This is a genomic window from Methylocystis iwaonis (assembly GCF_027925385.1).
GTDB classification, from domain to species: Bacteria; Pseudomonadota; Alphaproteobacteria; order Rhizobiales; family Beijerinckiaceae; genus Methylocystis; species Methylocystis iwaonis.
This window is the reverse complement of record NZ_AP027142.1, coordinates 2,629,853-2,655,752: the sequence shown is the minus strand read 5'-3', so window position 1 is coordinate 2,655,752 and position 25,900 is coordinate 2,629,853. Positions and strand designations below refer to the sequence as shown.

The following is a 25,900-nucleotide window of genomic DNA, read 5'->3' as shown; positions in this document are numbered from 1 at the left end:
CGCCGACGTGTGCTCCAATAGACGGCTAGACAATGGGCGAAGCTGTTTACGATTACATCATCGTTGGCGCGGGATCGGCCGGCTGCGTGCTCGCGAACAGGCTGACCGAGGACCCGAATTGCCGCGTCCTGCTACTCGAAGCGGGCGGCGAAAGCGACTCGCCGCTCGTTCGGACGCCGGCGCTGTATGGAAGCTTGCAGGACAGCGCTTTCGACTGGGGCGACCGCACGCCACCGCAAGCAAATTTGAATGGAAGGCGTGTTTTCCTGCCGCAAGGCCGCGCGCTCGGCGGGTCGAGCGCCATCAACTACATGATCTACATCCGCGGCAATCGCAGCGATTACGATGGTTGGGCGGCGGCGGGCGCGCAGGGCTGGTCGTACGAGGACGTGCTGCCCTATTTCCGCAAATCGGAAGGAAACCGTGATTTTTCGGACCGCTTCCACGGCGTCGACGGGCCGCTCGCAGTCTCGAGTCATAAGCCCGGTTTGCTCGTCGAGCGATATTTCGCGGGAGGAAACGAGATCGGCCTTCCGTTCAACCCGGACTTCAATGGAGAAACGCAGGAAGGCTGCGGCCCTTTGCAAGCGACGCTCGCCGATGGCGCGCGATGCAGCGCCGCAGACGCATTTCTTGCGCCAGCGCGCCATCGCAAGAACCTGACTACGTTAACGCACGCGTGCGCGACGCGGTTGCGCTTCGACGGACGCCGCGCGGTCGGCGTCGACTATGTGCGACTCGGCTCGGCCGAGACCGCGCGCGCGGAGAGCGAAGTCATTCTCTCAGCGGGCGCGTTGCGGTCGCCGCTTTTGCTCATGCTTTCGGGCATTGGGCCAAAGGCGGAGCTCGACAGGCAGGGCATCGACGTCCGCGTCCATCTGCCTGGCGTCGGGAAGAACCTTCAGGACCATCTGCATACGCGGGTCAGATGCGCGATCACGCAGCCGCTGACCTTTGGCGGCCTCGATGAAACGCAGAAGGCGGCGGCGCGGCGGCAATATGAAAAGGACCGAAGCGGGGCGCTGGCGTCCAATTTTCTGGAGGCCGGCGCCTTCGTGAGACTTCGGGAAGCAAGCCCCGAGTTGCAGCTTTTTTTCCTCGCCCAGCTCGCGGCCGACTATCCGGAAGCAGGGCCGACCAATCGACATGGGCTGACGTTCACCGCCTATGTCAATCGCCCGCGCAGCCGCGGCTCCGTCTCGCTCTTATCGGCGGATCCGCTCGACCGCCTGTCCGTCGATTTCAACTACCTTGCCGATCCCGACGATTTGAGACTCGCCATCGAGGGCGTGCAATGCAGCTTGCAGCTTCTCCACGCCAAAGCGTTCGACGATATTCGCGGCGAGGAGATTGCGCCGGGCGTTGCGGCGAGAAGCACGGCGGAAATCGAAGCATTCGTACGCCGCACCGCGTCCACGACTTGGCATCCGGCGGGAACTTGTAAGATGGGCGACGACGACATGGCCGTCGTCGACTCGCAACTTCGCGTGCAGGGCGTCACGGGACTGAGGATCATCGACGCCTCGGTGATGCCGACGATCGTCAGCGGGAACACTAACGCGCCGGTTATCATGATCGCCGAAAAGGCCGCCGACATGATCCGCAGCCAGTCCGCGGGGGCCCCATGACGTCGCCGCGCGAAATTCGAACCGAGCCGGACAAGCGGCGCACTCTGGACGAACTTGCGTCCATGGTCCCCGACGGCGCCGTCGTCGCGGTTGGCGGCGGCCTGTCGTCTCGCGAACCCATGGCGCTCTTGCGCGCGCTGCTGCGCAGAGGGGCGACGGGTCTGACGGTCGTCGGTTCGGCGCATGGCATCGACGTCGACCTTCTCTGCGCGGGCGGCGCCCTGGCGCGTTCCGCCGAGAGTTATGTCGGTTTCGAGCAGGATTTCGGCCTTGCGCCGAATTACCGCCGCGCCCTCGAATCCGGCGCGGTCGAAGCCGCGGACAGTTGCTGCTATACGCTGGTGCAGCAGTTGCGCGCGGCGATCCAGGGATTGCCGTTCATGCCGATACGCTCCGTGCGCGGCACGGGCTTTATGACGCTGCACCCTGAATACAGGCTTATGACCTGCCCCTTTACTGGAGAGGAGTTGCTTCTCGTTCCGGCGCTCGAGCCAGACGTCGCGTTGATCCATGCCCAATATGGGGACGAGAAGGGCAATCTCGTCATTCAAGGGCCGCCGGTCGCCGATCTGCTTTTCGCACGCGCGTCGAAACTTGTTTTGGCGACCGTGGAGAAGATCGTGACGACGCAGGACGTGCAAGGCATGCCCGGCGCTGTTCTTCCCTATTTCTACGTCGCAGCAATCTGCGAAGCGCCGATGGGCGCCCATCCGACAGCATGCTATCCATTCTACGGATACGACCGGCCGCATACGGCGCTCTACCACGCGGCGGCGCGCGCCGGCGCTGAAAGCTTCAAGAGCACCTACCTCGACGTCTTCGTGCACGGCGCCGCGTCCCATGACGCCTATCTTGCCCGCATCGGCGGAGAGGCCACGCGCGCGCGGCTCGCGTCCTGGGCGAATGGCGACGACGCCTGGATGAACCTCTATCGCGACGAGGCGCCGGCATGATTGCAAGCTGCACTCTCGGCGAAATGATGATCGCGGCGTTGACGCGCACCATACAGGACGGCGAGCTCGTCTTTCACGGTTTTGGCTCACCCCTCGTGCAACTCGCGATGCATGTCGCCAAGCGCACGCATGCGCCGCGCATGGGGCTCGTCGCCGGTGCCACTTACGGGGTCGACCCCGCGCCGCGTTTCCTGACGCCTACATCCAATGACTGGGCCATGGATCAGGGCGCGGCCGCTTCGCTCGGCATCGAAGAATTGTTCGATCTCGCAGCGGCCGGGCGGCTTGGGCGGATGTTTCTTTCCGGTCTGCAGATCGATCGGTGGGGCAATTGCAATGTGACGGCGCTCGGCGCGCCGCACATGGCGATGAAGCTTCCGGGCGGCGGCGGCGGCGGCAATCTCTCATGCGATGCGCAACGCGTCACCCTCTGGACGCCCGCGCATCGCGCCGAGATCGACGCGAAGGGACGACGCCGCTTTCGGCTGGTCGAGGCTTGCGACTTCATCACAAATCTCGGCCATCGCGACGCTGCGGGACGGCCCAGAAAGGCATATGGCCATCGCGGCCGCGGCCCGCAGTTTTTGATTACAGAGCTCGGTCTTTTCGATTACGAGGCGGATGGCCATATGCGCCTCGTCGCGCTTTATCCCGACACGACGATCGAGGACGCGCAGGAAAACACCGGCTTTGCGCTTCGGATGGCGGATCGCGTCGGCGTCATCGCGCCGCCGACGCGGTCCGTCGTCGATCTGATCCGCAAGCTCGATCCGCTGCGCGTGCACGAGAAGGAAATCCGGCCGTTGGATTTGAAGCGGCGCTTCGACCTCGTCGAGCAGCGTGAGGAGCGCGCGTAATGAGAGAGCGGCTTGCCTGCGCGCCGACCTATCTGGACAGGCTCAATGTCGTTCCCCTGCCTTACCGTGGCGTCAGCGTGCAGCCCTATGCCGGCGACATGACCGAACCGGCAATCGTCGGGCATCTGCTGGGCCGCGAAACTTATCGACGCACGGAATTCATTGTTCTTTGCGGACCCGATTCCCGGCACGCCGTCGTGGCCGTGAGCGCGCGGGACCGCGCGCCGCTGTTTTCGCCGATTATGGGCGTCGAAGTGCTGGGTCTCCCCGAGACGTGCGTCTACGTCCGTGATCCTGAGACCGATTGCGGCAACCGTTCGGCGCTGGCGCGGCTGGCGCTTGAACATAATGTCGGCGCCGATCGTACACTGATCTGCGAGGGCAAGTTCGACCACGTGAATTTCATCCACCATCCGCGGCCTCTCATGCTGCGTGTCGTCGAGGTCACGCCGCCGGAGCCTCCCAAGCTGTTCGATCTGGTGCGCCACGTGCTCAGCTATGCCGATCTGCCGCCCATCGTCCCGATCCTCGAGCGCATCGAACTGACCTCGCTCGTAAGCGAAACGCCCGCGGCCTTTCTCGTACCCTGCCGATCCGGCGGCCTCGACGATCTCGGCGCGCCGATCCACTATCTCGACGAGCGGCCGCCGGCGCGCGAAGCGTGGACCTTGATCGGCTGCGAACGAAGCCTTCAGTTTCACCGACACTATTACGGCGACGAGCCGCCACGTATCGAAATGTGTCCGCGCGTCATCGCCGGAGGACGAAGCGAGCCGACTATTCTGAAATGCTGTTTGCTCGAGTTCGACATCGAGCGCGACGGGGAGACGCTAATCGTGCCGTGGGGAGCGGACCTGCCGATGGTCGAACGCGCCCTCCGGGCGCTGTCCCAGCATTTGGAGGCGCAGTCGTGAATAGCCTCGACTCCGCCTGGAAAGGCGTCTGGTCGCTCGATGCGATCGTCAATCGACGCCTGCGCCGGCCGCGCGTCGCCGGCGTGACCATGGTGATCGACACCGGCCTCGGCCTATCGGCCATGCGCGATATACTCGACCTCGCGGCCCACCATATCGACCACTGGAAATTCGGCTTCGGGACGACGGCCCTGATGCCGCGCGCTGCGCTCGAAGCGAAGCTTTCATTGCTGCGCAGCCACAATATTGTGTCCTATCCGGGCGGGACCCTTCTCGAGGCGGCCGTCGTGCAGGAGCATTGCCGCGTCTTCATGACGCGCGCCGCCGAACTCGGATTTGAAGCCGTTGAAATTTCCGAGGGCACGATCGACCTCCCCGGGGAACGTCGCCGCCGGATGATCGATTGCGCCAGAAACGCCGGTTTGGAGCCGATCACAGAGGTGGGACGAAAGGATCCGGCCCGACAACCCGTCGCCGACGAACTTGCCGCGCAGGTCCTGCGCGACCTCGAATGGGGCGCGAGATGGGTGATCATCGAAGGAAGGGAGAGCGGCCAAGGCGTCGGAATTTACGATCGTGCGGGCGACATTCGTTCTTCCTATCTGGATGAGGTGACGCGGCTCGTCGGGGACGCTGCGTCCCGCATGATCTGGGAGGCGCCGCTACGCGCGCAGCAGGCCTATCTCGTCTGTCGCTTCGGCGCCAATGTGAGCCTCGGCAACATTCCCCCTCACCAGTGTCTGGCGCTCGAGGCGCTACGCTGCGGCCTGCGGTTCGAGAGCTTCGCAGCCGTCGCCAAGCATTCGAGGGACGCCGGGGTTTGGGACCCCGCACGCATCGAAGATAAAACTCTTTCATCAACTGCGAGCGACGAATGAGCGACGATCCGCGCGCTGGGGCGCTGGAGATCGGCGAGCGCCTTTCACAATCGCCGTCGGCGCGCCTCGTCGCCCTGGCGTTCAGCGAGGAACTCGACGGACAGATGGGCCTTGCCGAGATGGTCGGCTGGGTCGATCTCGCCCACACGCTTTGCCTCGCCGACGCCGGGGTCATTCCGCAGGCGCCGGCGCGCGAGCTGATCGGCGCGCTACTCGACTTGCAACGGGCCGGAGCTTTCGAACCCCGTCCCGAATTTGGGGATCTCTACACGAATCGGGAAGCCTGGCTCACGCGCAAGACGGCGGCCGCAGGCTGGCTCGGGGTCGCGCGCGCCAGGCGCGAAGCCTTGACGACGGCTTATCATCTGAAGGTCTGCGGGGCGATCTGCGATCTATGCGACGCGCTCGGCGTCGCCATCGAGGCGTTGAGCGCTGTCTCCTTGCGCCACAAGGACAGTGTGATGCCCGATTACACCTATTTGCAGGCCGCGCAACCGACGACATTCGGGCATTACGTTCAAAGCTTTGCTTGGCCGTTACTGCGCGACTCCGATCGGTCGATCGAGCTTTACGCGCGCATGAACCAATGTCCCGCGGGCATCGGAAGCGCCAATGGCTCGGTAATCACGCAGGATCGGCGAGCGATCGCAAGGCGCCTGGGCTTCACCGCGCCGGTGCGGCACGCGCGCGACGCCATGTGGATGCACGATCTAGCCATCGAGGCCTGCGCAATCGCCGTCTCAGTGTGCGTTAATCTCAGTCGCCTCGCGGAAGATTTGATGATCTTCGCGAGCGCCGAGTTCGGCTTCGTTCGGCTGGCCGACCGCCATTCTCGCGCCAGCAAGATCATGCCGCAGAAGCGCAACCCCTTCGCTCTCGCTTTTGCGCGCGCCACGGCCAATCGGCTCCTTGGCGTGCAGGCCGGGGTTGCTGCGGCGGGGCGCACGCCGTCCGGGCAGATGGATAATCGCCTGTATGCTTACGGCGCAATCCCTGAGGCTTTGCGCGCCGCGGGAGAGGCGGCTCTGCTCGTGGCCGAATGCGTCGACGATCTCGAATTCAACCAGAAGCGCGCCTTGCAGGCGCTCGAAGATCGCGCTGTCTGCGCCGCCGACCTTGCTGAACGACTTACCGCGGAAGCCAAGATCGACTATCGGCGCGCGCATGGCGCGGTTGGTCGGCTCGTTGCAAATCTGGAGGCGCAAGGGCGGACGCTCGCGGATGCGACGCCGGAAGACCTGGGCGCCGCGCTGCGAAGCGCCGGGGCTGGAGAGGAAGTCATAAACACAGCAGACATACTCGCCTGCGCGCTCGATGTGACGGGTTGCGTGGGGGCGCGAAAAGACGTCGGATGCGCCTCTCCGAAAGAAGTGGCCGCGATGGCGGAAGAGTTGAGCAGAGCGGCGCGCGAGCGCCGGGGACAGATTGCGCAGAGGCGGGCCGACCGGAAGGCCGCAATCGATGCGCTTTTCGCCGAGGCGCGCAGCTTTGCGGGGGATGCCCGATGACAGGCTGGTCCTTTGCCTCCGCGATTTATGGTGGCGCCTGGTCCACGCCCGAGATGCGCACGCTTTTCGACGACATTCCGCGCACCCGCAGATGGATCGAGCTTCTTGCCATCCTTGCGGAAGTTCAGGCCGAGCACGGCGTGATTCCATCCGACGCGGCGCAGGACATAAAGACGACCTGCGCCTCGTTGTGCGTCGACGACGACTTTCTGGCTGAGTGTCGCGACGGATATCAAGCGACCGCGCATTCGACGGCTGGCCTCATCGCCGCCGTCGCGCGTCGTTGCGCTTCGTCAGGTTCCGAATGGTTTTACTTTGGCGCCACCGTGCAGGATGTCGCCGACACATGGCTCGTGCTTGCCCTGCGCGCCGCTCGTCGTCTGCTCAGTGACGATCTTGAACGCGCGATGGCAGCTTGCGAAGCCCTATGCCGGCGTCATCGACAGACGATCATGCCCGGGCGGACGCATGGCCAGCAGGGCCTCCCGATCACCTTTGGCTTCAAGGTCGCCGGTTGGCTTGCGGAGTTACGCCGCCATCGAATGCGCTTCGACGAAGCCGCCGCCCGCACTGATGTCGGTCAACTTTGTGGCGGCGTCGGCAGCCTTTCGGCGCTCGGGACGGATGCGCTTGCGCTGCAACAGCGCTTCCTGGAGCGCGTCGGCCTCGCTGTCCCCGATATGTCCTGGACCGCAAGCCGGGATCGATACGCCGAGTGGGGGCAACTCCTCGCGCTCGTGTCGGCGACCGCCGACCGCATTGGCCATGAGATATACAATCTGCAACGCGACGAGATCGGCGAGCTGCGGGAGGCGGCGCTCGCCAAAGGGGTCGGCAGCATCACCATGCCGCACAAGCGCAACCCCGAGACGGCGGAGCATCTCGGAACATTGGCCCGCGTCGTGCGCGCCAATTCGAGCCTGCTGCTCGAGAGTCTGGTGCATGATCACGAGCGCGACGGACGGTCCTGGAAAGTAGAGTGGAACGCGATTCCGGAGCTGACCATGGCCGCCGGCAAAGCCCTTTCGCTCCTAGCCGCCCTGCTCGAGACTGTCGAAGTCGATGCAGAACGCATGCGCGTCAATCTCGCGGCGAATGGCGGTTTCGCTCTTTCGGAAGGCGTGATGGTTGCGCTCGCGCGGCGCATCGGCAAACCCGAGGCGCATCGGCTGGTGATGTCCCTTTCGGCTGTCGCGCGGGCGGAGGGCCGCTCCTTCCCGGACGTCGTCGCGCGTGACGAGACCATACGGTCGCATCTTGGTGACGACGAAATCGCGCGGCTGCTCGATCCGTCCGCGCAGACGGGTCAATGCGTCGCGCTCGTCGATCGTCTGCTCGCACAGAAGGCGCCGACATGACGGGATGGGCTACGCGACTGGACGCTCTGCCACGGCTGTCGCTTATCCCCGAGCCGACGCCCTTACACGCGGCTCCGCGATTGTCCGCTGCGCTCGGCGGTCCGAGACTTTGGTTCAAGCGCGACGATCTGATCCCCGTCGCCTTTGGCGGCAACAAGGTGCGCGCGCTCGACCTCGTCGTAGCGGACGCCCTTGTAAAAGGCGCGGATACGCTGGTGACGGGCGCGGGCGTTTTGTCCAATCACGTGCGCGCAACCGCCGCGATCGCATCACTTGAGGGGCTCGCCAGCCGCATGGTTTATTGGGGCGCGCCTTCGCCGCGCGCCGAAGGCAATCACCGCCTCACGGTCATGCTCGGCGCGGTTATTCGATTCACTGGCGACGCGGATCGCGCCTCGGTTGACGCCGGCCTGGAACAGGCCGCCTCCGATATCCGCACGCGTGGCAGGCGCCCCTATGTGATCCCGCGCGGCGGCGCCTGTCCGCTTGCAGCGCTCGCCCACGCGCTCGCCGTGCGCGAGACCATGGCGCAATGCGCGGCGCTTGGCGTGTCGCCCGGATGCGTCGTCATGCCTGTTGGCGGCGCAGCGACGCTCGCAGGTTGGCTGCTCGGGGCCGCGCTGTTCGCTGCCCCATGGCGGATCGAAGCCTTTACGGTGAGCAGGCCTGCATCGGAAGCGACGGCGCAGGCGCGCCGTCTCGCGGCGGCGAGCGCGGCGCTGATCGGCAGTGACGTCAACGTGGACTCCGTGGCGTTTCGCGTTCACGACGGCTTCATTGGCGCGGGCTATGGCGTTCCGTCGCGCGAAGGGCAAGAGGCGATCGGAGCGACAGCCCGCGCGCAGGCGATCTTTCTCGATCCCGTCTACACCGGCAAGGCAATGGCGGGCTATTGCGCCCTGTGCGCGCGCGGCGCTTATGCAAGCGCGGACGACGTTTTGTTCCTCCACACCGGCGGGTCGCCGGCGCTTTTCACAACAGGCATGGAGGCGTCATGAGCGATTGGCGCACAGCTTTGTTCAACCCGCGCCGCGTGGCGGTTGTCGGCGCGTCGGCCACGCCGGGCAAAGCCGGCGCGCTGTTCCTGAGCAACCTCGCTTCCGCCGAGTCGGGCTTTGCCGGAGACGTTATCGGCATCCACCCGAGCGCAACCGAACTGCTCGGCCGTCCGACCTTTCCGCGTCTCGACGCGGCGCCGTCGCCTGTCGATCTCGCCATCATCGTGACGCCGGCCGCGACGCTCCCATCGGTCATCGAGGATTGCGGCCGCGCAAGCATACCCGTCGCCGTCGTCATTTCCGGCGGCTTTGCCGAAACAGGCGCGGAAGGCGCCCTCTTGCAGCAAAAGGCGATCGAGGCCGCGCGAACACATAGCGTTCGGCTGGTCGGGCCCAATTGCTTTGGCGTCATCAATGCGCATTGCGGGCTCAACGCCTCGCTTTCCATCGGACTTCCGAGAAAAGGCGGCATATCGCTCGTCACGCAGAGCGGCGCCTATGGGATGGCCGCTTATTCGCGCTCGATCGACGAGGGCATGGGATTCTCGAAAATCGTGGCGCTCGGGAACAAGGCGGATGTCGATGAAGCGGATATCATCGCCTATCTCGGCAGCGATCCCGAGACGCGCGTCATTGCGCTGCTGCTCGAGTCGTTTCGTGATGGCCGTCGCCTTTTCGAGACGATTGCAGCGATAACGTCGTCCAAGCCGGTCGTCGCGTTGAAGACAGGCAGGAATCCTTCGGCGCAACGCGCGGCTGCGAGTCATACGGCGGCGCTTTCGAGCGACTCCGTGGTCGCCGAGGCGGCGCTGCGTCAAGCTGGCGCGCATGTCGTCGACGACGGATTTTCGCTGCTCGAGGTCGCAGCGTCTCTCGCTCGTCAGCCGCCCTTGCGGGGGCGACGGATCGGCATCATCACCAATTCGGGCGGCGTCGGCGTCGAACTGACCGACCTACTGGAATCGCAAGGCCTCGCCGTTCCGGAACTCTCGCCGGAGTTGCAGCAAAAAATTGCACAGACGCTGCCGCCGCATGGATCGCCCGCCAATCCGGTCGACGTGACGACCGACTGGGCGCGATTTCCGCAGATGTATGGGGCTGCGGTCGAAGCGCTCATGAGGAGCGACGAAGTCGACGCGGTTGTTCCCGTGTTGCTGCAACGCTCCGCGCTCATGCCGGAAGTGGGCGACGCGGTTGCGGTCGCGCTTCGCAAGTCTCGGGATGCAGGGTCGCAAAAGCCGCTTCACATTTGCTGGGTCGCGCCAAGGGTGGCCGACGCCAATCGCGCGCGCCTGCTCGAGGCCGGAATACCCTGTCATCTGTGGCCGGCGGGGACCGCCTCGGCGCTCGCCGCGACCAGCGCACGGGCCGCAGATGCTCGACCAAATACGGTTGCCGCTTCGAGCGCCGCGCCGGCGCTGTGCGACGCGGATGGCTGGGCGCCAACGCCTCAGGCATTTTCACTGCTCGCGCAGGCGGGCTTCCCCATCGAGCCGTTGGTCTGCGTCTCATCCGCAGAGGAAGCCGCCGCCGCTGCGGAACATATGGGCTTCCCGGTCGTCCTCAAAGCGGAGCGCCCTGGATTGGTCCACAAAAGTGACCAGGGCGCCGTGCGCCTCGGTCTTGCCGACCGTGATTCCGTCGCCCGCGCTTTCACGGATTTCAGCCATCGGCTCGGACCGGGACCGGCGCTCCTGCAGCGGCAGGCGAAGCCGGGCCTCGAACTCGTCATCGGCGGCCGGCGCGATCCCTCCTTCGGTCCGATCGTGCTCGCCGGTCTGGGGGGCGTTTGGATCGAAGCCTTCAACGACATCGGCGTCCGTTTGGCGCCGATCGACATAGACGAAGCCGTGCGCATGGTGGAGAAGCTGAAAGGGCGGAGGCTTTTCGAAGGGTTCAGAGGCGCGCCGCCGATCGACATTCTAATGTTTGCGCGCCTTCTGGCCGACGTCTCCCAATGGTTCGCCGCCGCGAGCTGGCTCGACGAACTCGACATTAATCCGCTGATCGCATCCGGTGACGGATTCGAGATCGTCGACGTACGTATGCGAATCCGCAACGCGGAGGGGGACCCTCATGCGTGAAAGGCTGAAAAATAAGAAGCGCGGTTTTGCAACGCGCGCGATTCACGAAGGTCAGGAGGCGAGCAATTTCTTGGGCGCTCTGACCCCTTCGGTGTTCATGACGTCCACCTACGCCTTTCCGAGCGTCGAGGAAGGAGAGGCGATTTTCCGCGGCGAGGCGCATGGCTATGTCTACGGTCGCACCCGCAATCCGATTGCTTGGGCTACGGGCGATAAATAACCAAGCTAGCCAGCAGGGTCGACTTTCCGCCGCCAGAACAGCCAGAGATCATCACGAAACGATCACCCAAGGAAGCGCGTTCCTTTATCTTTTTAATTCAAACGGGTTGAGTATTCTGACTTCAAACGCCTCAAAATCCCGCACATTCCGCGTAACTATCGTCAGCCCGTGCACCATCGCGGTCGCGGCGATCATCGCATCTTCTAGCAAATCGTCCGAGCGGCGGTGCATCAGGCGCGCCCAGCAGCGGAAGGCGGCGGCGTCCATGGGCAGCACATTGTAGGACTGCGCTACAAGCTCCAGCCAGTTTTCGATTTCGCGCGCCTTCGCCTCGTCGCGCTCGCGGGTGATCTCTATGCCCGCCTGAATTTCGCCGATGGTCACGACGCTGAGGCGCAGGTCGGCGTCGTCGACGCTTTCGAGCCACGCCAGCACCGCGCCATGAGGCTTCGGGCGACGAAGCTCCGAGACGACATTGGTGTCGAGCAGATACATGCGTTCAGTCGATCTCGACCGGCGAGCGGCGGCGCCGGGCCCCGCGCTTGGGTATAAGCAATTCGCCCCGTGGCGCTGGCGCGAGAAGGAGTTCCTTGAGGCTCGGCCGCGCCGCCTGTTGCAGGCGCCGCCACTCCCCGATCGGCGCGAGCACGGCGGTTTCCGCGCCCCGCTTCGTGACGATCTGCGGGCCTTCCTTCAGGCAGGTCTCAAGCAATTCACTGAACCGCGCCTTGGCGTCCTGCACTGGCCAGCTACTCATCGGCTGCTTTCTCTCAAACTAGTCAGATAACTAGTTAGCACATGCTCATCCGATGTCGAGAGCCGTCGCCGCTCCAGCGTTCAACCCCAAGTCGACTTTCCCGCCTCGCTTCTGTAAGGAAGCCTCTGCCAGAGATCGCCGACAAGAATCTGTAATACTGGGTCGCTAACCCGCCTGTGCGGAACTCTTTCCGCTGCGAGAGCCTGTCGGCCGAACGCCCCCACGAACCGAGGGAGAGTGGATTTTGCGCATTGCGATGATTGGCAGTGGTTACGTGGGTCTCGTGTCCGGGGCGTGTTTTTCGGATTTCGGCCATACGGTCGTTTGCGTCGATCTCGACGAGGCGAAAATCAAAGCGCTCGAAGCGGGCGTGATGCCGATCTACGAGCCGGGGCTCGAGCAGCTCGTCGAACGCAACGTCCGCGACGGGCGTCTGAGCTTCTCGACTGATCTGAAAGCCTCCGTGGCGGGCGTCGATGCGGTCTTCATCGCGGTCGGCACGCCCTCGCGTCGCGGCGACGGCCATGCGGATCTTTCTTACGTTTTCGCCGCCGCCGCCGAAGTCGCGCGCGCCGCGACTGGGCCTCTCGTCGTCGTGGATAAATCGACCGTGCCGGTCGGGACCGGCGACGAGGTGGAGCGCATCGTGCGCGAGGCGCGCCCGGACCTGCAGATCGACGTGGTCTCCAACCCGGAGTTCCTGCGCGAAGGCGCGGCGATCGAGGATTTCAAGCGGCCCGACCGCGTCGTGCTTGGCGTCGAGAGCGAGCGCGCCCAAGAGGTCATGGCGGCGATCTATCGCCCGCTGTCGCTGAACGGCCTGCCGATGGTCTTTGTCGCGCGCCGCACGGCGGAGCTGATCAAATACGCCGCCAACGCCTTCCTCGCCGTCAAGATCACCTTCATCAACGAAATCGCGGATCTGTGCGAGGCGACGGGCGCCAATGTGCAGGATGTCGCGCGCGGCATCGGCCTCGATAAGCGCATCGGCTCAAAGTTCCTGCACGCCGGGCCGGGCTATGGCGGCTCCTGCTTCCCGAAGGATACGCTGGCGCTGGTCAAGACCGGCCACGACTTCGAGGCGCCCGTTCGCATCGTCGAAACCGTGGTCAGCATCAACGATCAGCGCAAGCGCGCCATGGGCCGCAAGATCATCGCGGCCTGCGGCGGCTCGGTGCGCGGCAAGACGATTGCGCTCCTGGGCCTGACCTTCAAGCCCAACACCGACGACATGCGCGACGCGCCCTCGCTCGCGATCGTGCAGGCGCTGCTCGACGCCGGGGCCTCGGTGCGCGGCTATGATCCCGAAGGCATGGCGCAGGCGAAGGCGCTCATGCCGACGATCGACTATGCCGGCAACGCCTATGATTGCGTGAAGGGCGCCCATGCGGTCGCGCTGGTGACGGAATGGGACGAATTCCGCGCCCTCGATCTCGGCCGGGTGAAGGAGCTGCTTGCCGAGCCGATCCTCGTCGATCTGCGCAACGTCTATCCGGTGGCCGAGGCCGAGCGGTATGGCCTGCGCTATGTGAGCATTGGCCGGCCGGTTTGAGTTGAGGGCAAGCGGACGGGCGCCGCTGGGGCGTTAGATTCCCGCGGCCCCCCTCCCCAACCCTCCCCCGCTTCGCGGGAGAGGGGGCAGATTGAGGCCTTCATCGACAAGGCCGATCATGAGCGTCCCCTCTCCCGCGAAGCGGGGGAGGGACAGGGAGGGGCCCCATTTTTTGGGTAAACTGGTCGTCCGCCGGCTTATCTGTGTTATGCCCGCGGGTGTTCCGGAGAAAACTGAAAAAATGTCCTTCTCGCTCGCCATCATCGGCCGGCCCAATGTCGGCAAGTCGACGCTCTTCAACCGGCTGACCGGCAAGAAGCTGGCGCTGGTCGACGACCGCCCCGGCGTCACCCGCGACCGCCGCGAGGGCGAGGCCAAGCTCGCCGATCTGCGCTTCACCATCATCGACACGGCCGGGTTGGAGGAAGGCGCCGCCGCGACGCTGGAAGGGCGCATGCGCGCCCAGACCGAAAGCGCCATCCTTTCCGCCGACGCCATTCTCTTCGTCATCGACGCGCGCGTCGGCGTCACGCCGGACGACAAATATTTTGCCGATCTCGTGCGCCGCGCCGCCAAGCCGGTGATCCTCATCGCCAATAAGGCGGAAGGCAAGGCGGGCGAGGCGGGGGCTTTCGAGGCCTATTCGCTGGGCCTGGGCGATCCCGTGCCGCTTTCCGCCGAGCATGGCGAGGGCATGAGCGAGCTCTACGCGGCGCTGCGCGAGGCGCTGCCCGAAGAGACCGCCGAGCCCGCCGAGGAAGAGGAAGAGCAGGACGAAAACCTCTATGACGACGAGGAGGACGGCAGCGATCTCGACGTCACCAAGCCGCTGCGCATCACCGTCGTCGGGCGGCCCAATGCCGGCAAATCGACGCTGATCAATCGTATTCTCGGCGAGGAGCGGCTGCTGACCGGCCCCGAGGCGGGCATTACGCGCGACTCGATCGGCGTCAACTTTCTGTGGCGCGACCGCAAGATCAAGCTCTTCGACACGGCGGGCCTGCGCAAGCGCGCCAAGGTGATCGACAAGCTGGAAAAGCTTTCAGCCGCCGATGCGCTGCGCGCCGTGCGCTTCTCGGAAGTGGTGGTGTTGCTGATCGACTCGACGATCCCCTTCGAGAAGCAGGATTTGACCATCGCCGATCTCACCGCGCGCGAGGGCCGCGCTTTCGTGATCGGCCTCGGCAAATGGGATTTGATCGAGGACAAGAACGCGACGCTCACAAAGCTGCGCGAGGACGCCGAGCGGCTGCTGCCGCAAGTGCGCGGCTGTCCGGTCGTGCCGGTCTCGGGCGCGACGGGGCAGGGGCTCGACAGGCTCATGGAGGGGATCGCCGCAACCCATGAGGTCTGGAACAAGCGCATCGCTACCTCGCGCTTGAATCGTTGGCTGCTGCAAACGGTGGAAGAGACGCCGCCGCCCGCCGTTTCCGGCCGGCGCATCAAAATCCGCTATATGACCCAGGCGAAATCGCGCCCGCCGCATTTCGTGCTGTTCGGCAACCAGCTCGAGGAATTGCCGTCGAGCTACGAGCGGTTCCTGATCAATGGGCTACGCAAGGCCTTCGATCTGCCGGGCGTGCCGATCCGCATTTCGAGGCGGGCGGGGGATAATCCCTTTGCAGGCAAGAAGCGGAAAGGCTGAGCGCCAGTCCTTCAGCCGCAGAGCTGGCCCCCAAACGAAAACGGGGTCGCCATGGCGACCCCGGAAGCGCTTCCAGCTCGCGCCCGAAGCACTCGATCTAACTCAGGCGGACAGCGCCCGGACGATCGACGGCGCCTGGGTGATAAGCGCGACAATGAGAGCAATGACGCCCAGAGCGATGAAAAGGGGCTTCATTTTGGAAGGCTGGTTGGGAAGCGACATCGTTTTTTCCTTTGGGCCGCATTTTTGGACCGTGCGTTTTTCAGCACGCAGCACGGCTAGGCTAAAGGGTGCTGGAAGTAAATCTGAGACCGAGCCAAAATAAGCGGCATGCTGCGCGATCCCCGGGGTATTTTTCAAAAATCCCTCAGCTTCGCAGAGTTCTCCGCACTGCTTCGGCGAAGGCGCGGCTAATTGCCGCGTCCTTCGCGAAGGCGATCCTGAGCGCTCTCGGCAGCTCCAGTTGCACGCCGGCGCCGAGGCGCCCCTTGTTGCAAATATTCGCCGGATCGCGACCCGCGAGCGGATGCCCCTCTCCGACCGCTTTGGCTTGGAATCCGCTGATTGTCAGCGCGGCGCAGATGGCGTCGCGCAATTCCTCGTGCAAACCGCCGACCCAGACCGTCTCGGGGTCCGCGCCGTTCTTGCGCCCATGCACGCCGATCACGATCTCCGAGCGCGCCGCCAGCAGCAGGGCTTGCGGCTCGTCGAAGCGCGTCGAGGTGATGTGCAGCCCGTCGCCTTTGGCGCGCAGCGTCAGGCTCTCGAAACAGTAGAGCGAATGCGTCCTCCCGGCGATGGCCGTTGCAAGCTCCGACGTGCCGGGCTCGATGAAGCCGCCATGCGGCGCGAGGATGGCGATGGGGGAACGCCGCGCCGTGAGCCGGATGCGGTAGTGCATGTCCTTGATCTCGCGCGCGGCGAGCGCCGTGAAGCTGTGATATTGGTCGGCCATCAAAAGAAATTAGCGTCGCGAGAAGAGGTTTGTCATGACTGTAAGGCCCTCGCCCGAAAAGCTTCTCGCCCTCGGCATGTCTTTCTGGAACGCCAAAGCGCTGCTTTCGGCTGTCGAGCTCGGCGTCTTCGACGCGCTGGCCGAAGGCCCCGCCGATCTCGAATCGCTCCGCACGCGGCTCGGCCTCCATGAGCGCTCGGCGCGGGATTTCTTCGACGCGCTGGTCGCCCTGAAGTTGCTGGAGCGTCAGGATGGCGACTACCGCAATGCGCCCGACGCCGATTTCTTCCTCGTGCGCGCCAGGCCCAGCTATGTCGGCGGGCTTTTGGAGATGGCCAACGCCCGGCTTTACGAAAGCTGGGGCCATCTCACCGAGGCGCTGAGGACCGGCCGACGCCAGAGCGAGAATAAGGACGATAGCGACTTCTTCGCGGCGCTCTATGCCGATCCCGCAAGGCTGCGCGGCTTCCTCGCGGCGATGAGCGGGGTGAGCGCCGGCGCCGCCAACGCCATCGCCGGTAAGTTTCCGTGGAAAAACTATAAGAGCTTCGTCGATGTCGGCGTGGCGCAAGGCATGGTTCCCGTCACCATCGCGCGCGCCCATCCGCATTTGAGCGGCGGCGGCTTCGACCTGCCGCCCGTCGGGCCGATCTTCGAGGAATTCGTCACCGCGAACGGACTGTCGGAGCGGTTGCAGTTCCACGCAGGCGATTTTTTCAAAGACGCGCTGCCGCAAACGGATGTGATCATCATGGGGCACATCCTCCACGACTGGGATCTCGAGCAGAAACGCCTCCTCGTGAAGAAGGCTTATGACGCGTTACCCGCTGGCGGGGCGCTCATCGTCTACGAGGCGCTCATCGACGACGATCGCCGCCAAAACGCTTTCGGCCTGCTGATGAGCCTCAACATGCTGATCGAAACCCTTGGCGGCTTCGATTACACCGGCGCGGACTGCCAGGGCTGGATGACGGAGGCGGGCTTCAGCGAGACCCGCGTCGAGCATCTGGTGGGCCCAGACTCAATGGTCGTGGGGATCAAACAGGCGGAGTGAAAAAGGGCTGGCGAAAAGGGCGGGAAAGACGCCGCGCGTCGCCAGATTTCAGTTGGACGACGGCTCAGTTTTGAATTATTCTAAGAATGCGTCGCGGGGCCCCACGGGCTCCGTTACGAAATTTCTCCTAGGAGGCAATAATGGCAACGCTCAAGGGCAGCAAGACCGAAGAGAACCTGAAGGCCGCCTTCGCCGGCGAATCGCAGGCGAACCGCCGCTATCTCTATTTCGCTCAAAAGGCCGACGTCGAAGGCTACAATGACGTCGCCACCGTGTTCCGCTCCACCGCGGAAGGCGAGACCGGCCACGCCCACGGCCATCTGGAATTCCTCGAGGTCGTCGGCGATCCGGCCACGGGCCTGCCGATCGGCAAGACCGCCGACAACCTCAAGGCCGCCGTCGCCGGCGAGACCCACGAATACACCGACATGTATCCGGGCATGGCCCGCTCGGCCCGCGAAGAGGGCTTCGAGGAAATCGCCGACTGGTTCGAGACGCTCGCTAAGGCCGAGCGCTCCCACGCCGGCCGCTTCCAGAAGGCGCTCGACGAGCTGAAATAAGCTTTTCGAAGAATTCCCTCGTCGCGCATGGGGCGTCGCGAGACGCCTAAGTGCGGCGAGGGTGAGGGGCCGGGCTAGCCCCAGTTCCTCTCGCTGGCCCCTGACGACCAGCCTCTCCCCGTTTTTATGGGGAGAGGCCAAAACGCGGCTTCAAGCAGGACGATCATGAGAGAAGGCAGTCTCGAGGCGCCAACCAGACTTCCTCTGGATTGGGAAAATCCCGATTTCTACGACGAGGCGAAGCTCGACGCGGAAATGCGCCGCATCTTCGACATTTGCCATGGTTGCCGCCGCTGCTTCAATCTCTGCGACAGCTTTCCGAGGCTCTTCGACCTCGTCGACGAATCCGCGAACGGCGAGCTCGATACGGTCGACAGCAAAGACTTCAAGAAGGTCGTGGACGCCTGCACGCTCTGCGACATGTGCTTCCTCACGAAGTGCCCCTATGTCCCGCCGCATGAGTTCAATCTCGATTTCCCGCATCTGCTGCTGCGTTACCGCGCGGTCGAGGCGAAGAAGAATGGCGTCGGCGCGGCCGATCGCGCGCTGACGGAGACCGATCGCAACGGCAAATGGGCGACGCTGATTTCGGGCGCCGTCAATTGGGCGACGCGTCGCGGCAGCCCTATGCGTGGGTTAGAGGAGAAAGTCGCGGGCATCGATCCGAACGCCGAGCTGCCGAAATACGCCAGCCAGACGCTGGAGGCGCGCGCCAAGGCCAATCCGCCCGCGCGCGACGAGGCGGCGCCCGCCAAGGCCCGCAAGGTCGCGCTCTACGCAACCTGCTATGGCGATTACAACGACACCTCGATCGGCGTAGCGGCGCTGGCGGTGCTGGCAAAGAACGGCGTCGAGACCAAGGTGGTCTATCCAGGCTGCTGCGGCATGCCGAAGCTGGAGCAGGGGCTGCTCGACGAAGTCGCCGATGGCGCGCGCAAGGTCGCGGCGGCGCTGGCGCCCTATATCGACGAAGGCTACGACATTGTCGCGCCGGTGCCGTCCTGCGCGCTGATGCTGAAATTCGAATGGCCGCTTATTCTGCCCAATGACGCGAGCGTGAAGCGCCTCGCGGACGCCACCTTCGACCTTTCTGAATATGTCGTCGACATCGCCAAGAAAGAGGGGCTCGCCGAAGGCATGGCGCCTGTCGAGGGCGGAGTGGCCTTCCATATGTCCTGCCATTCGCGCGCGCAGAACTTCGGCCAGAAGGGCGCGGAGCTGCTGCGGCTCATTCCTCAGGCCGATGTCGCAGTGGTCGAGCGCTGCTCGGGTCATGGCGGCGCCTGGGGCTATAAGAAGGGCAATTTCGAAACCGCGATGAAGGTCGGCAAGCCGGCCATGCGCCAGCTCGATACCGCCGGCAAGAAACATGTGGTGTCGGAATGTCCGCTGGCGGGCATCCACATCGAGCAGGGGATCGAGACGCTTGCCGGCGACAAGCCGAAGCCCGAGCGGGTGAGCCACCCGATCGTGCTGATGGCGCGGGCCTACGGCGTCGCGAGCGAGTAATAAGGGCCGCTGGGGTTTTTCCTCATCCTGAGGAGCAGCCGAAGGCTGCGTCTCGAAGGGGAGGAAAAACGGATTGCCAATCTTGCCTCGCCCTCGTGCTTCGAGACGCGCCTTTGGCGCTCCTCAGCATGAGGGCTCAAGGTTACGGAGCACCAAGACGATGACGAGCCGTCACGAAATCACCCGAGCCGACATTCTCCCCTGGGCGGAATACGCCAAGACGCGCGCGGAGCATCGCAAGCGCATCACGGCGATCAAGCGCAACCGCCGCGTCGAGGTCGGGCCCTTCGTGACCTTTTATTTCGAGAGTTTCGACACGATGTGGCTGCAGGTGCAGGAGATGCTGCACATCGAGCGTGGCGGCGACGCGCAAATTCCCGAAGAGCTCGCCGCCTATAATCCGCTCATCCCCAAGGGGCGCGAGCTGGTCGCGACCTTCATGATCGAGATCGACGATCCGCTGCGCCGCGCCCGCGTGCTGGCGGGGCTGGGCGGCGTCGAGGACGCCGCCTTCATCGAGATCGGCGCCGAGCGCGTCATCGGCAAGGCGGAGACCGACCAGGACCGCACCACGGCCGACGGCAAGGCGAGCAGCGTGCAGTTTGTGCATTTTGCGTTCACCGACGCGCAGGTCGAGGCCTTCCGGCAGCCGAATGCACGGGCGATCCTGGGGCTGTCGCATCCGAACTACAGCCATATGGCGGTGATGTCGGAGGCGACGCGGGACGCGCTCGCGCAGGATTTCGCCTAGCGCGGTTTCCGCTCGCATGGAATCATGCGTGCGATGAGAAAGCGCGCAAAATCAAAAAGTCTCACATCCGGCGCAAGTCTTTCGGCTGGCATCGCCAGCTTGTACAGACGTGGATGGTCTTTCCGGTATCGAGGGCGCACGCGCGCCTCGACAAGCAGATCGCCACTGCGGATGAGCCGCAGTCGGGCGCATGGGCGTGTCTAAAGCAAGCGCGCTTGCTTGGCAGATGCCATGCGGCGGCGTCCGGGATGTGTAGGGGGACGAAGGCGAGCGATAATGCGGCGAGCGCGGATATAGTCTTGATCATGGGGGGCTCCTGATCAGATTTGCTCGCGCCCCGGCGCTTCGTTAAGGAGCGGAGCCGCAGGCTGGGGAGCGACCTCATCGTGACGAGGAGCCGACGAAGGCGGCGTCCCGCAGGGCGAGGAAGTTGCGAAGGGAGCGGCTTGCCGTTAATCCCATCGGCAAACCAATTCCTCTAGAAACGAGCCACCCTTGACCACCGCCACCACCCGCGACCCCGTCTCGCGGCGACGTACTTTCGCGATCATCTCGCATCCCGACGCCGGTAAGACCACGCTCACCGAAAAGCTCCTGCTTTTCGGCGGCGCCATTCAGCTTGCCGGCGCGGTGAAGGCCAAGCGCAACGCCCAGCAGACGCGCTCGGACTGGATGAGCATCGAGCGCGAGCGCGGCATTTCGGTCGTCACCTCGGTGATGACCTTCGAATATGCCGACTGCGTCTTCAACCTGCTCGACACGCCCGGCCACGAGGACTTCTCGGAAGACACCTATCGCACGCTCTCGGCCGTCGACGCGGCGGTGATGGTGATCGACGCAGCCAAGGGCATCGAGGCGCGCACGCGCAAGCTGTTCGAAGTCTGCCGCCTGCGCGACATTCCGATCGTCACCTTCGTCAACAAGCTCGACCGCGAGGGCCGCGATCCTTTCGAACTGCTCGACGAGATCGAGAAGACGCTGGCGCTCGACACGACGCCGATCACCTGGCCCATCGGCGGCGGCAAGAATTTCGCCGGCACCTATCGCTTCGCGACCAAGACGGTGCGCCAGATCGACAAGGACGCGGACCTGCTGCAAACGAAGGGCCTCGACGATCCGCTGTTCGATACGCTCCTGCCCAACGCCGCCGACGCTTGGCGCGAGGAGGCGATGCTGGCGGAGGAGGGCTCGAAACCCTTCGATCTCGCGGCATTCCGCGAAGGCCATCTCACGCCCGTCTTCTTCGGCAGCGCGCTGCGCAATTTCGGCGTGCGCGATCTGATCGACGCCATGGCCGAATATGCGCCGAGCCCGCGCGCGCAGGAAGCCGACAAGCGCGTCGTGCAGGCGAATGAGCCGAAGATGAGCGGCTTCGTCTTCAAGATCCAGGCGAATATGGACCCCAACCACCGCGACCGCATCGCCTTCATGCGCGTCTGCTCCGGCAAGCTCACGCGCGGCATGAAGGCGAAGCTCATTCGCACCGGCAAGAATATCCCGATCAACGCGCCGCAATTCTTCTTCGCGCGCGACCGCTCCATCGCCGACGAGGCTTATGCGGGCGACGTCGTCGGCCTGCCGAACCATGGTCAATTGCGCATCGGCGATACGCTGACCGAAGGCGAAGACATCGTCTTCCGCGGCGTGCCGAGCTTCGCGCCGGAAATCCTGCGCCGCATTCTCATCTCCGACGCGATGAAGGCGAAGAAGCTGCGCGAGGCCTTGCAGCAATTGGCGGAGGAGGGCGTGGTGCAGGTCTTCACGCCGCATGATGGCTCCGGCTCCATCGTCGGCGTCGTCGGCGCGCTGCAGCTCGACGTGCTGGCGACGCGGCTCGGCGCCGAATATGGCTTGCAAACGCGCTACGAAACCTCGCGCTTCACCATCTGCCGCTGGATCACTTCCGACGAGCCCGCGAAGCTCAAAAGCTTCGTCGACTCGAACGGCTCCAGCATTGCCGACGATCTTGATGGCGCGCCGGTGTTCATGAGCACCTCGGCGTTTCAGCTCAACTATGACGCAGAACGCAATCCGGCGATCAAGTTCTCGGATGTGAAGGACTATCAAAAGAGCGCAGCGTAACACTCTTTCCGTTTGAACAGCTCGCGTTGGGACTTGTCATACGAGATCCGCTTGATTGGGTCGGCGTCGCTGGAAATCACCGCCGTCATTGCGAGGAGGCGAAGCCGACGAAGCAATCCAGGGCCGCATCGCTGCCCTGGATTGCTTCGCTTCGCTCGCAATGACGGGTTCTGGGCAAAACCAGCGCTATTTTGCTCGTGTCATTCCCGATCGTTCGCTCGAGCGAGCGCCGGGGTAGACAGCGAACCAATCGAGCGAATCTCGTATTATCGCTCGCCCGCAAGCTTCGTGGCGAAAAGGGCGAGCGTCCGCGCATAGACCCGCGATTGGTTCCATTCGAGAAAGACGGGGAAGTTGGGTTCGCCTTCCGCCCAGCCGGCGCCCGTCTGCCAGCCTTTGCCGCGCAGGAAATTCGCGGTCGAGGCAAGCGCGTCGGGCGTCGAGCGGATGAGATCGCGCCTGCCGTCGCCGTCGAAATCGACCGCGTATTTGAGATAGGAAGACGGCATGAACTGCGTCTGCCCGATCTCGCCGGCCCAATCGCCGCGCATGCGGGCGGGCGACATGTCGCCGGATTGAACGATTGTGAGCACGTCGTTCAATTCCTGCGTGAATTGCGGCGAGCGTCGGCAGTCATAGGCGAGCGTCGCCAGCGCCTGCAGGGTTTTGAAATTGCCGTTGTCAGCGCCAAAGCCCGTCTCCAGGCCCCAGATCGAGATCAGCACAGGGCCGGGCACGCCGTAGCGGGCTTCGATCCGGCGCAAGAGTTCCGCGTGGCGCTGAAGCAGCTCGCGACCCCGCGCCAGCCGGGAGGGCGTGATGAGCCGGGCGGCGAATCTGTCGAAGCTGAGCTTGAAGACCTTCTGCGCGCCGCGGTCGCGGGAGATAATCGTGCGATCATAGGCGACCTCGGCAAGCGCCGCATCGAGCGTCTTTTGTGAAATCCCCTTGGCGGCGGCCTCCTGCCTGAAGTCATCGAGCCAGGCGCCGAAGCCCGTCGCCGAGCCGCCGCAAGAGGCGGCGCGCGCTGGAAGCGGCGAGATCAGCATCAGGAGGCAAACAAGACGAAATAACTTGAGCATTCTTCGTGTTCCCACGGTTTTCAGCAAGTCTAGGCTAATGTCCCGTTCGACTCTCGGGCAAGCCGCAATGCTCCAATCCGCTCGATTTGCACCCGCGCATTTAAAGCAGTGCTTTCGCTTGCATAAAGCCCTCAATGGCTGTGTTTCAGCTTATCAATGCTGGTTTCACGTGGATATTTCGAAATAAATCCTTTCGAATAATGCATTTATTAGGACTTTGCCGCCACTTTCGAGTTCTGCGCTGTGGCGGGAATTCAGGAATAACTTCAATGGCTAAACGGCTGGATCGGCGATTCCTTGACAATCGCTTGGGAGTCGTTGCGGTAGAATTCGCCTTTATCGGGCCGGCCCTATTCTTGGTCCTGTTCGGGATCATATGCTTCGGCTTGGTATTCGGCGTCTATAATTCGGTGCAACAACTCGCCGCGGAATCGGCGCGCGCCTCGGTCAGCGGGCTGAGCGCCACGGAACGCGACCAATTGGCCAAGAGCTATGTGACGAAGAACGTCGGCGTCTACGGGATGCTCGACCCGCAAAAGCTCTCTGTGGCGACCAATTCGCAGGGTGGGACATTCCAGGTGACGCTCACCTACGACATGTCGGCCTCCCCCGCATTCAAGCTTTACAATGTTCTCGCCTCGGCGTCGCCGACCATCACCCGCTCCGCGGCCGTCCAGAATGGCGGATACTGAGATGGAAAGACGACGCATGGGGAACGCGCCCGGCCTCAGGCGCTTTTGTTCCGACGCCAAGGGCTCGGTTGCGATCCTTTCGGCTCTCGCCATGTTGGTCGTTGTCGGCGTCGCCGCATTGGCGGTCGATCTCGGCAGCTTCTTCTATCAAAAAAGGCGGCTCCAGGCGGCCACGGATCTCGCCGCGGTCGCGGCGGCGGGCAATCTCGCCAAGGCGCAGGACGCCGCCATTGCGACACTGGCGCTGAATGGATTTGCGGCAAACGCTTTGCAGAGCGTGGAAACCGGCGCCTATGTCGCGGACGCTTCCGTGCCTGCCGACAAGCGCTTTACCGTGCAGCCGCTCGCGTCGTCGAATGGCGTGCGGCTGAGGACACAGATCACGACGCCGCGCATTTTCAGCGCCATTTTTGCGATAATGGCGCCGGCCGCGGTCGCCGCTATCTCCGACTCATGCACGACGTCTCCGCCTTGCGGGGCGGCTGGCGGCAGCGCGTCCCAGCAGGGCGTCACGATTTCCGCTCAGGCGACGGCGGCGCAAAATGCGCTGGCCTCCTTCGCCATCGGATCGCGGCTCGCTAGTCTCAACGGCGGCATTTTGAATTCTGTGCTTGGCGGGCTGCTTGGGGCCAATCTGAGCCTCTCCCTTATGGATTATCAGGCGCTCGCAAGCGCCAATATCGACCTCTTCACTTTTTCCAATACGCTTGCAACGCGCGCGAGCCTGACCGCCGTCACCTATGACCAGCTCGCGACGGGGAGCTTCAAGGCGGGCGATCTTCTGGGCGCGGCGCTCGACGCCGCCAAAGCCAATGCGGCGGTCGGATCGACTGCGATCGGCGCGCTGTCGCAGATCGCGGCGGCCGCGCCGAATGTGACGGCGCCGATCAATCAGTTGCTTTCCTACGGCCCCTATGGGTCGATGACAGTCGGCTCCGCCGCGCCAATGTCGGTCAGCGTCTCTGCGCTCGACCTCGTGTCCGCCATCGTGCAAATCGCCAATGGCAAGCATCAGATCGAGGCGGCCCTCAATCTCGGTCTCCCCGGCGTCGCTTCGGCGTCCCTGCAGCTCGCCATCGGCGAGCGGTCGGTCGGAACAAGCTGGGTCGCGGTCGGCGCGGTGGGGGCGTCGGTCCACACCGCGCAGACGCGGCTCTTGCTGACGCTCGAACTCACGGTTCCGGGCCTGTCGACGACGGTCCATGCGCCTCTCTATGTCGAGCTCGCCTCGGGAACCGCGCTGCTCTCGAGCGTCCAATGCGCGTCTGGAGACCCGACAAGCTCTTCCGTCACGCTCGGCGTCACGCCGGCGGTCGTCGACGCCTGGATTGGGAATGTGTCGAGCACAGAGTTCACCAACTTTACCAGCGCGCCCAACCCCGGCCCGGCGACACTGCTCAATTTGGCGAATATCGCCAAAGTGACCGGGCTCGCCCACGCGACGGTGACAAATCTGCAGGCGACCCCTGTTTCTTTCTCCTATTCCGAGATCTTGCAGGCGACGAAGAAGACGACCTCGACCACGGATTTCATATCTTCGCTGCTCTACAATCTGTTCGGCGGCTTGCAGTTGAAGGTGACAGCCTTGGGGCTCAGCCTGCTGGTCCCCGCGGGCCTCGACCAGACCGTGGCGACGACGCTGGCGAGCGCCACAACGCCCATCGATCAGACGCTGTCGCAATTGCTCCAGACCCTCGGCGTCGGGCTCGGCCAGGCGGATAGTTGGGTCAGCGGCGTGAAATGCGGCGGGGGCGTGTTGGTGAATTAAAAAGGCCAATTCTCACCACTGATACGAGATCGCTTAATTGCTTCGGCGCCATCCCCGACGCTCGCGCCGTTTGGACACACAGGAAAATCACCGCC

The 25,900-nt window shown here is 64.1% G+C and carries 24 protein-coding genes; 19 read left to right on the top strand and 5 right to left on the bottom strand.

The window, feature by feature from the left end; translation table 11 throughout:
* Nucleotides 1–32 precede the first annotated feature (32 nt).
* Genes QMG84_RS12875 through QMG84_RS12830 form a run of 10 tightly spaced genes read left to right on the top strand, consistent with a single transcriptional unit; the run spans nt 33 to nt 11,398 of the window.
* Nucleotides 33–1,628 carry a GMC family oxidoreductase gene (locus QMG84_RS12875; RefSeq protein WP_281928345.1) on the top strand — a complete coding sequence of 532 codons (1,596 nt, stop codon included), beginning with the start codon at nt 33–35 and terminating at the stop codon, nt 1,626–1,628.
* Nucleotides 1,625–2,581, top strand: coding sequence for a CoA transferase subunit A (locus QMG84_RS12870; RefSeq protein ID WP_281928344.1), 957 nt, complete (start codon nt 1,625–1,627; stop codon nt 2,579–2,581). Before QMG84_RS12875 ends, QMG84_RS12870 begins: the two co-directional genes overlap by 4 nt.
* Nucleotides 2,578–3,438 carry a CoA transferase gene (locus tag QMG84_RS12865; RefSeq protein WP_281928342.1) on the top strand — a complete coding sequence of 287 codons (861 nt, stop codon included), beginning with the start codon at nt 2,578–2,580 and terminating at the stop codon, nt 3,436–3,438. The genes QMG84_RS12870 and QMG84_RS12865 overlap by 4 nt, the downstream gene beginning before the upstream one ends.
* Nucleotides 3,438–4,352, top strand: coding sequence for an XcbA family protein (locus tag QMG84_RS12860; protein WP_281928340.1), 915 nt, complete (start codon nt 3,438–3,440; stop codon nt 4,350–4,352). The genes QMG84_RS12865 and QMG84_RS12860 overlap by 1 nt, the downstream gene beginning before the upstream one ends.
* Nucleotides 4,349–5,230, top strand: a complete 882-nt coding sequence (gene comA, locus QMG84_RS12855; RefSeq protein ID WP_281928338.1) for a phosphosulfolactate synthase — start codon at nt 4,349–4,351, stop codon at nt 5,228–5,230. The genes QMG84_RS12860 and comA overlap by 4 nt, the downstream gene beginning before the upstream one ends.
* Complete coding sequence (gene xcbC / locus QMG84_RS12850; protein WP_281928336.1) at nt 5,227–6,738, top strand: 2-phosphosulfolactate phosphatase XcbC; 1,512 nt, start codon at nt 5,227–5,229, stop codon at nt 6,736–6,738. The genes comA and xcbC overlap by 4 nt, the downstream gene beginning before the upstream one ends.
* The gene (xcbD, locus tag QMG84_RS12845; protein WP_281928334.1) at nt 6,735–8,096 is read left to right on the top strand and encodes a 3-sulfopropionylcysteine synthase XcbD; all 1,362 of its coding nucleotides are present in this window, start codon (nt 6,735–6,737) and stop codon (nt 8,094–8,096) included. The genes xcbC and xcbD overlap by 4 nt, the downstream gene beginning before the upstream one ends.
* The gene (gene xcbE, locus QMG84_RS12840; RefSeq protein ID WP_281928332.1) at nt 8,093–9,094 is read left to right on the top strand and encodes a coenzyme M biosynthesis enzyme XcbE; all 1,002 of its coding nucleotides are present in this window, start codon (nt 8,093–8,095) and stop codon (nt 9,092–9,094) included. The genes xcbD and xcbE overlap by 4 nt, the downstream gene beginning before the upstream one ends.
* Nucleotides 9,091–11,178, top strand: a complete 2,088-nt coding sequence (locus tag QMG84_RS12835) for an acetate--CoA ligase family protein (RefSeq protein WP_281928331.1) — start codon at nt 9,091–9,093, stop codon at nt 11,176–11,178. Before xcbE ends, QMG84_RS12835 begins: the two co-directional genes overlap by 4 nt.
* Nucleotides 11,171–11,398, top strand: a complete 228-nt coding sequence (locus QMG84_RS12830; protein ID WP_281928330.1) for a PLP-dependent transferase — start codon at nt 11,171–11,173, stop codon at nt 11,396–11,398. Before QMG84_RS12835 ends, QMG84_RS12830 begins: the two co-directional genes overlap by 8 nt.
* An 84-nt stretch (nt 11,399–11,482) precedes the next feature.
* Here the strand turns inward: QMG84_RS12830 and QMG84_RS12825 are convergent, their stop codons facing one another.
* Complete coding sequence (locus QMG84_RS12825) at nt 11,483–11,893, bottom strand: type II toxin-antitoxin system VapC family toxin (RefSeq protein WP_281928328.1); 411 nt, start codon at nt 11,891–11,893, stop codon at nt 11,483–11,485.
* A gap of 4 nt (nt 11,894–11,897) precedes the next feature.
* Nucleotides 11,898–12,155 carry a type II toxin-antitoxin system Phd/YefM family antitoxin gene (locus QMG84_RS12820; RefSeq protein ID WP_202073720.1) on the bottom strand — a complete coding sequence of 86 codons (258 nt, stop codon included), beginning with the start codon at nt 12,153–12,155 and terminating at the stop codon, nt 11,898–11,900.
* Nucleotides 12,156–12,399: 244 nt separating this feature from the next.
* On the opposite strand from QMG84_RS12820, the gene QMG84_RS12815 reads away from it, so the two are divergent.
* Together QMG84_RS12815 and der are read left to right on the top strand one after the other, a co-directional pair.
* Complete coding sequence (locus tag QMG84_RS12815; protein ID WP_281928325.1) at nt 12,400–13,707, top strand: UDP-glucose dehydrogenase family protein; 1,308 nt, start codon at nt 12,400–12,402, stop codon at nt 13,705–13,707.
* 241 nt (nt 13,708–13,948) lie between these two features.
* On the top strand, nt 13,949–15,352 hold the full coding sequence (gene der / locus QMG84_RS12810) for a ribosome biogenesis GTPase Der (protein WP_281928324.1): 1,404 nt from the start codon (nt 13,949–13,951) through the stop codon (nt 15,350–15,352).
* 102 nt (nt 15,353–15,454) lie between these two features.
* Here der and QMG84_RS12805 read toward each other — a convergent pair whose 3' ends face one another.
* Nucleotides 15,455–15,712: a hypothetical protein gene (locus QMG84_RS12805; protein WP_202073723.1), complete on the bottom strand. Its 258-nt coding sequence runs from the start codon at nt 15,710–15,712 to the stop codon at nt 15,455–15,457.
* A gap of 7 nt (nt 15,713–15,719) precedes the next feature.
* Nucleotides 15,720–16,307: a poly-gamma-glutamate hydrolase family protein gene (locus QMG84_RS12800; protein WP_281928322.1), complete on the bottom strand. Its 588-nt coding sequence runs from the start codon at nt 16,305–16,307 to the stop codon at nt 15,720–15,722.
* A 34-nt stretch (nt 16,308–16,341) separates the two neighbouring features.
* Between QMG84_RS12800 and QMG84_RS12795 the strand changes: the two genes are divergently transcribed.
* The 5 genes from QMG84_RS12795 (at nt 16,342) to QMG84_RS12775 (ending at nt 22,263) form a co-directional block, all read left to right on the top strand.
* Nucleotides 16,342–17,361, top strand: coding sequence for a methyltransferase (locus QMG84_RS12795; protein WP_281928320.1), 1,020 nt, complete (start codon nt 16,342–16,344; stop codon nt 17,359–17,361).
* A 140-nt stretch (nt 17,362–17,501) separates the two neighbouring features.
* Entirely contained in the window at nt 17,502–17,921 is a 420-nt protein-coding gene (locus QMG84_RS12790; RefSeq protein ID WP_165051722.1) for a rubrerythrin family protein, read from the top strand.
* Between the two features lie 165 nt (nt 17,922–18,086).
* A complete protein-coding gene (locus QMG84_RS12785; protein ID WP_281928318.1) occupies nt 18,087–19,430 on the top strand; it encodes a heterodisulfide reductase-related iron-sulfur binding cluster in 1,344 nt (447 codons plus the stop codon).
* A gap of 160 nt (nt 19,431–19,590) precedes the next feature.
* On the top strand, nt 19,591–20,181 hold the full coding sequence (locus QMG84_RS12780; protein ID WP_281928317.1) for a DUF3501 family protein: 591 nt from the start codon (nt 19,591–19,593) through the stop codon (nt 20,179–20,181).
* Between the two features lie 495 nt (nt 20,182–20,676).
* Nucleotides 20,677–22,263, top strand: a complete 1,587-nt coding sequence (locus QMG84_RS12775; protein WP_281928316.1) for a peptide chain release factor 3 — start codon at nt 20,677–20,679, stop codon at nt 22,261–22,263.
* 266 nt (nt 22,264–22,529) lie between these two features.
* Here QMG84_RS12775 and QMG84_RS12770 read toward each other — a convergent pair whose 3' ends face one another.
* Nucleotides 22,530–23,345, bottom strand: a complete 816-nt coding sequence (locus QMG84_RS12770) for a lytic murein transglycosylase (RefSeq protein ID WP_281928315.1) — start codon at nt 23,343–23,345, stop codon at nt 22,530–22,532.
* A 269-nt stretch (nt 23,346–23,614) separates the two neighbouring features.
* Here QMG84_RS12770 and QMG84_RS12765 point away from each other — a divergent pair, with 269 nt between their 5' ends.
* On the top strand, nt 23,615–24,037 hold the full coding sequence (locus tag QMG84_RS12765) for a TadE/TadG family type IV pilus assembly protein (protein ID WP_281928314.1): 423 nt from the start codon (nt 23,615–23,617) through the stop codon (nt 24,035–24,037).
* A 16-nt stretch (nt 24,038–24,053) separates the two neighbouring features.
* Complete coding sequence (locus QMG84_RS12760; RefSeq protein ID WP_281928312.1) at nt 24,054–25,805, top strand: pilus assembly protein TadG-related protein; 1,752 nt, start codon at nt 24,054–24,056, stop codon at nt 25,803–25,805.
* The last annotated feature ends 95 nt before the right edge of the window (nt 25,806–25,900 follow it).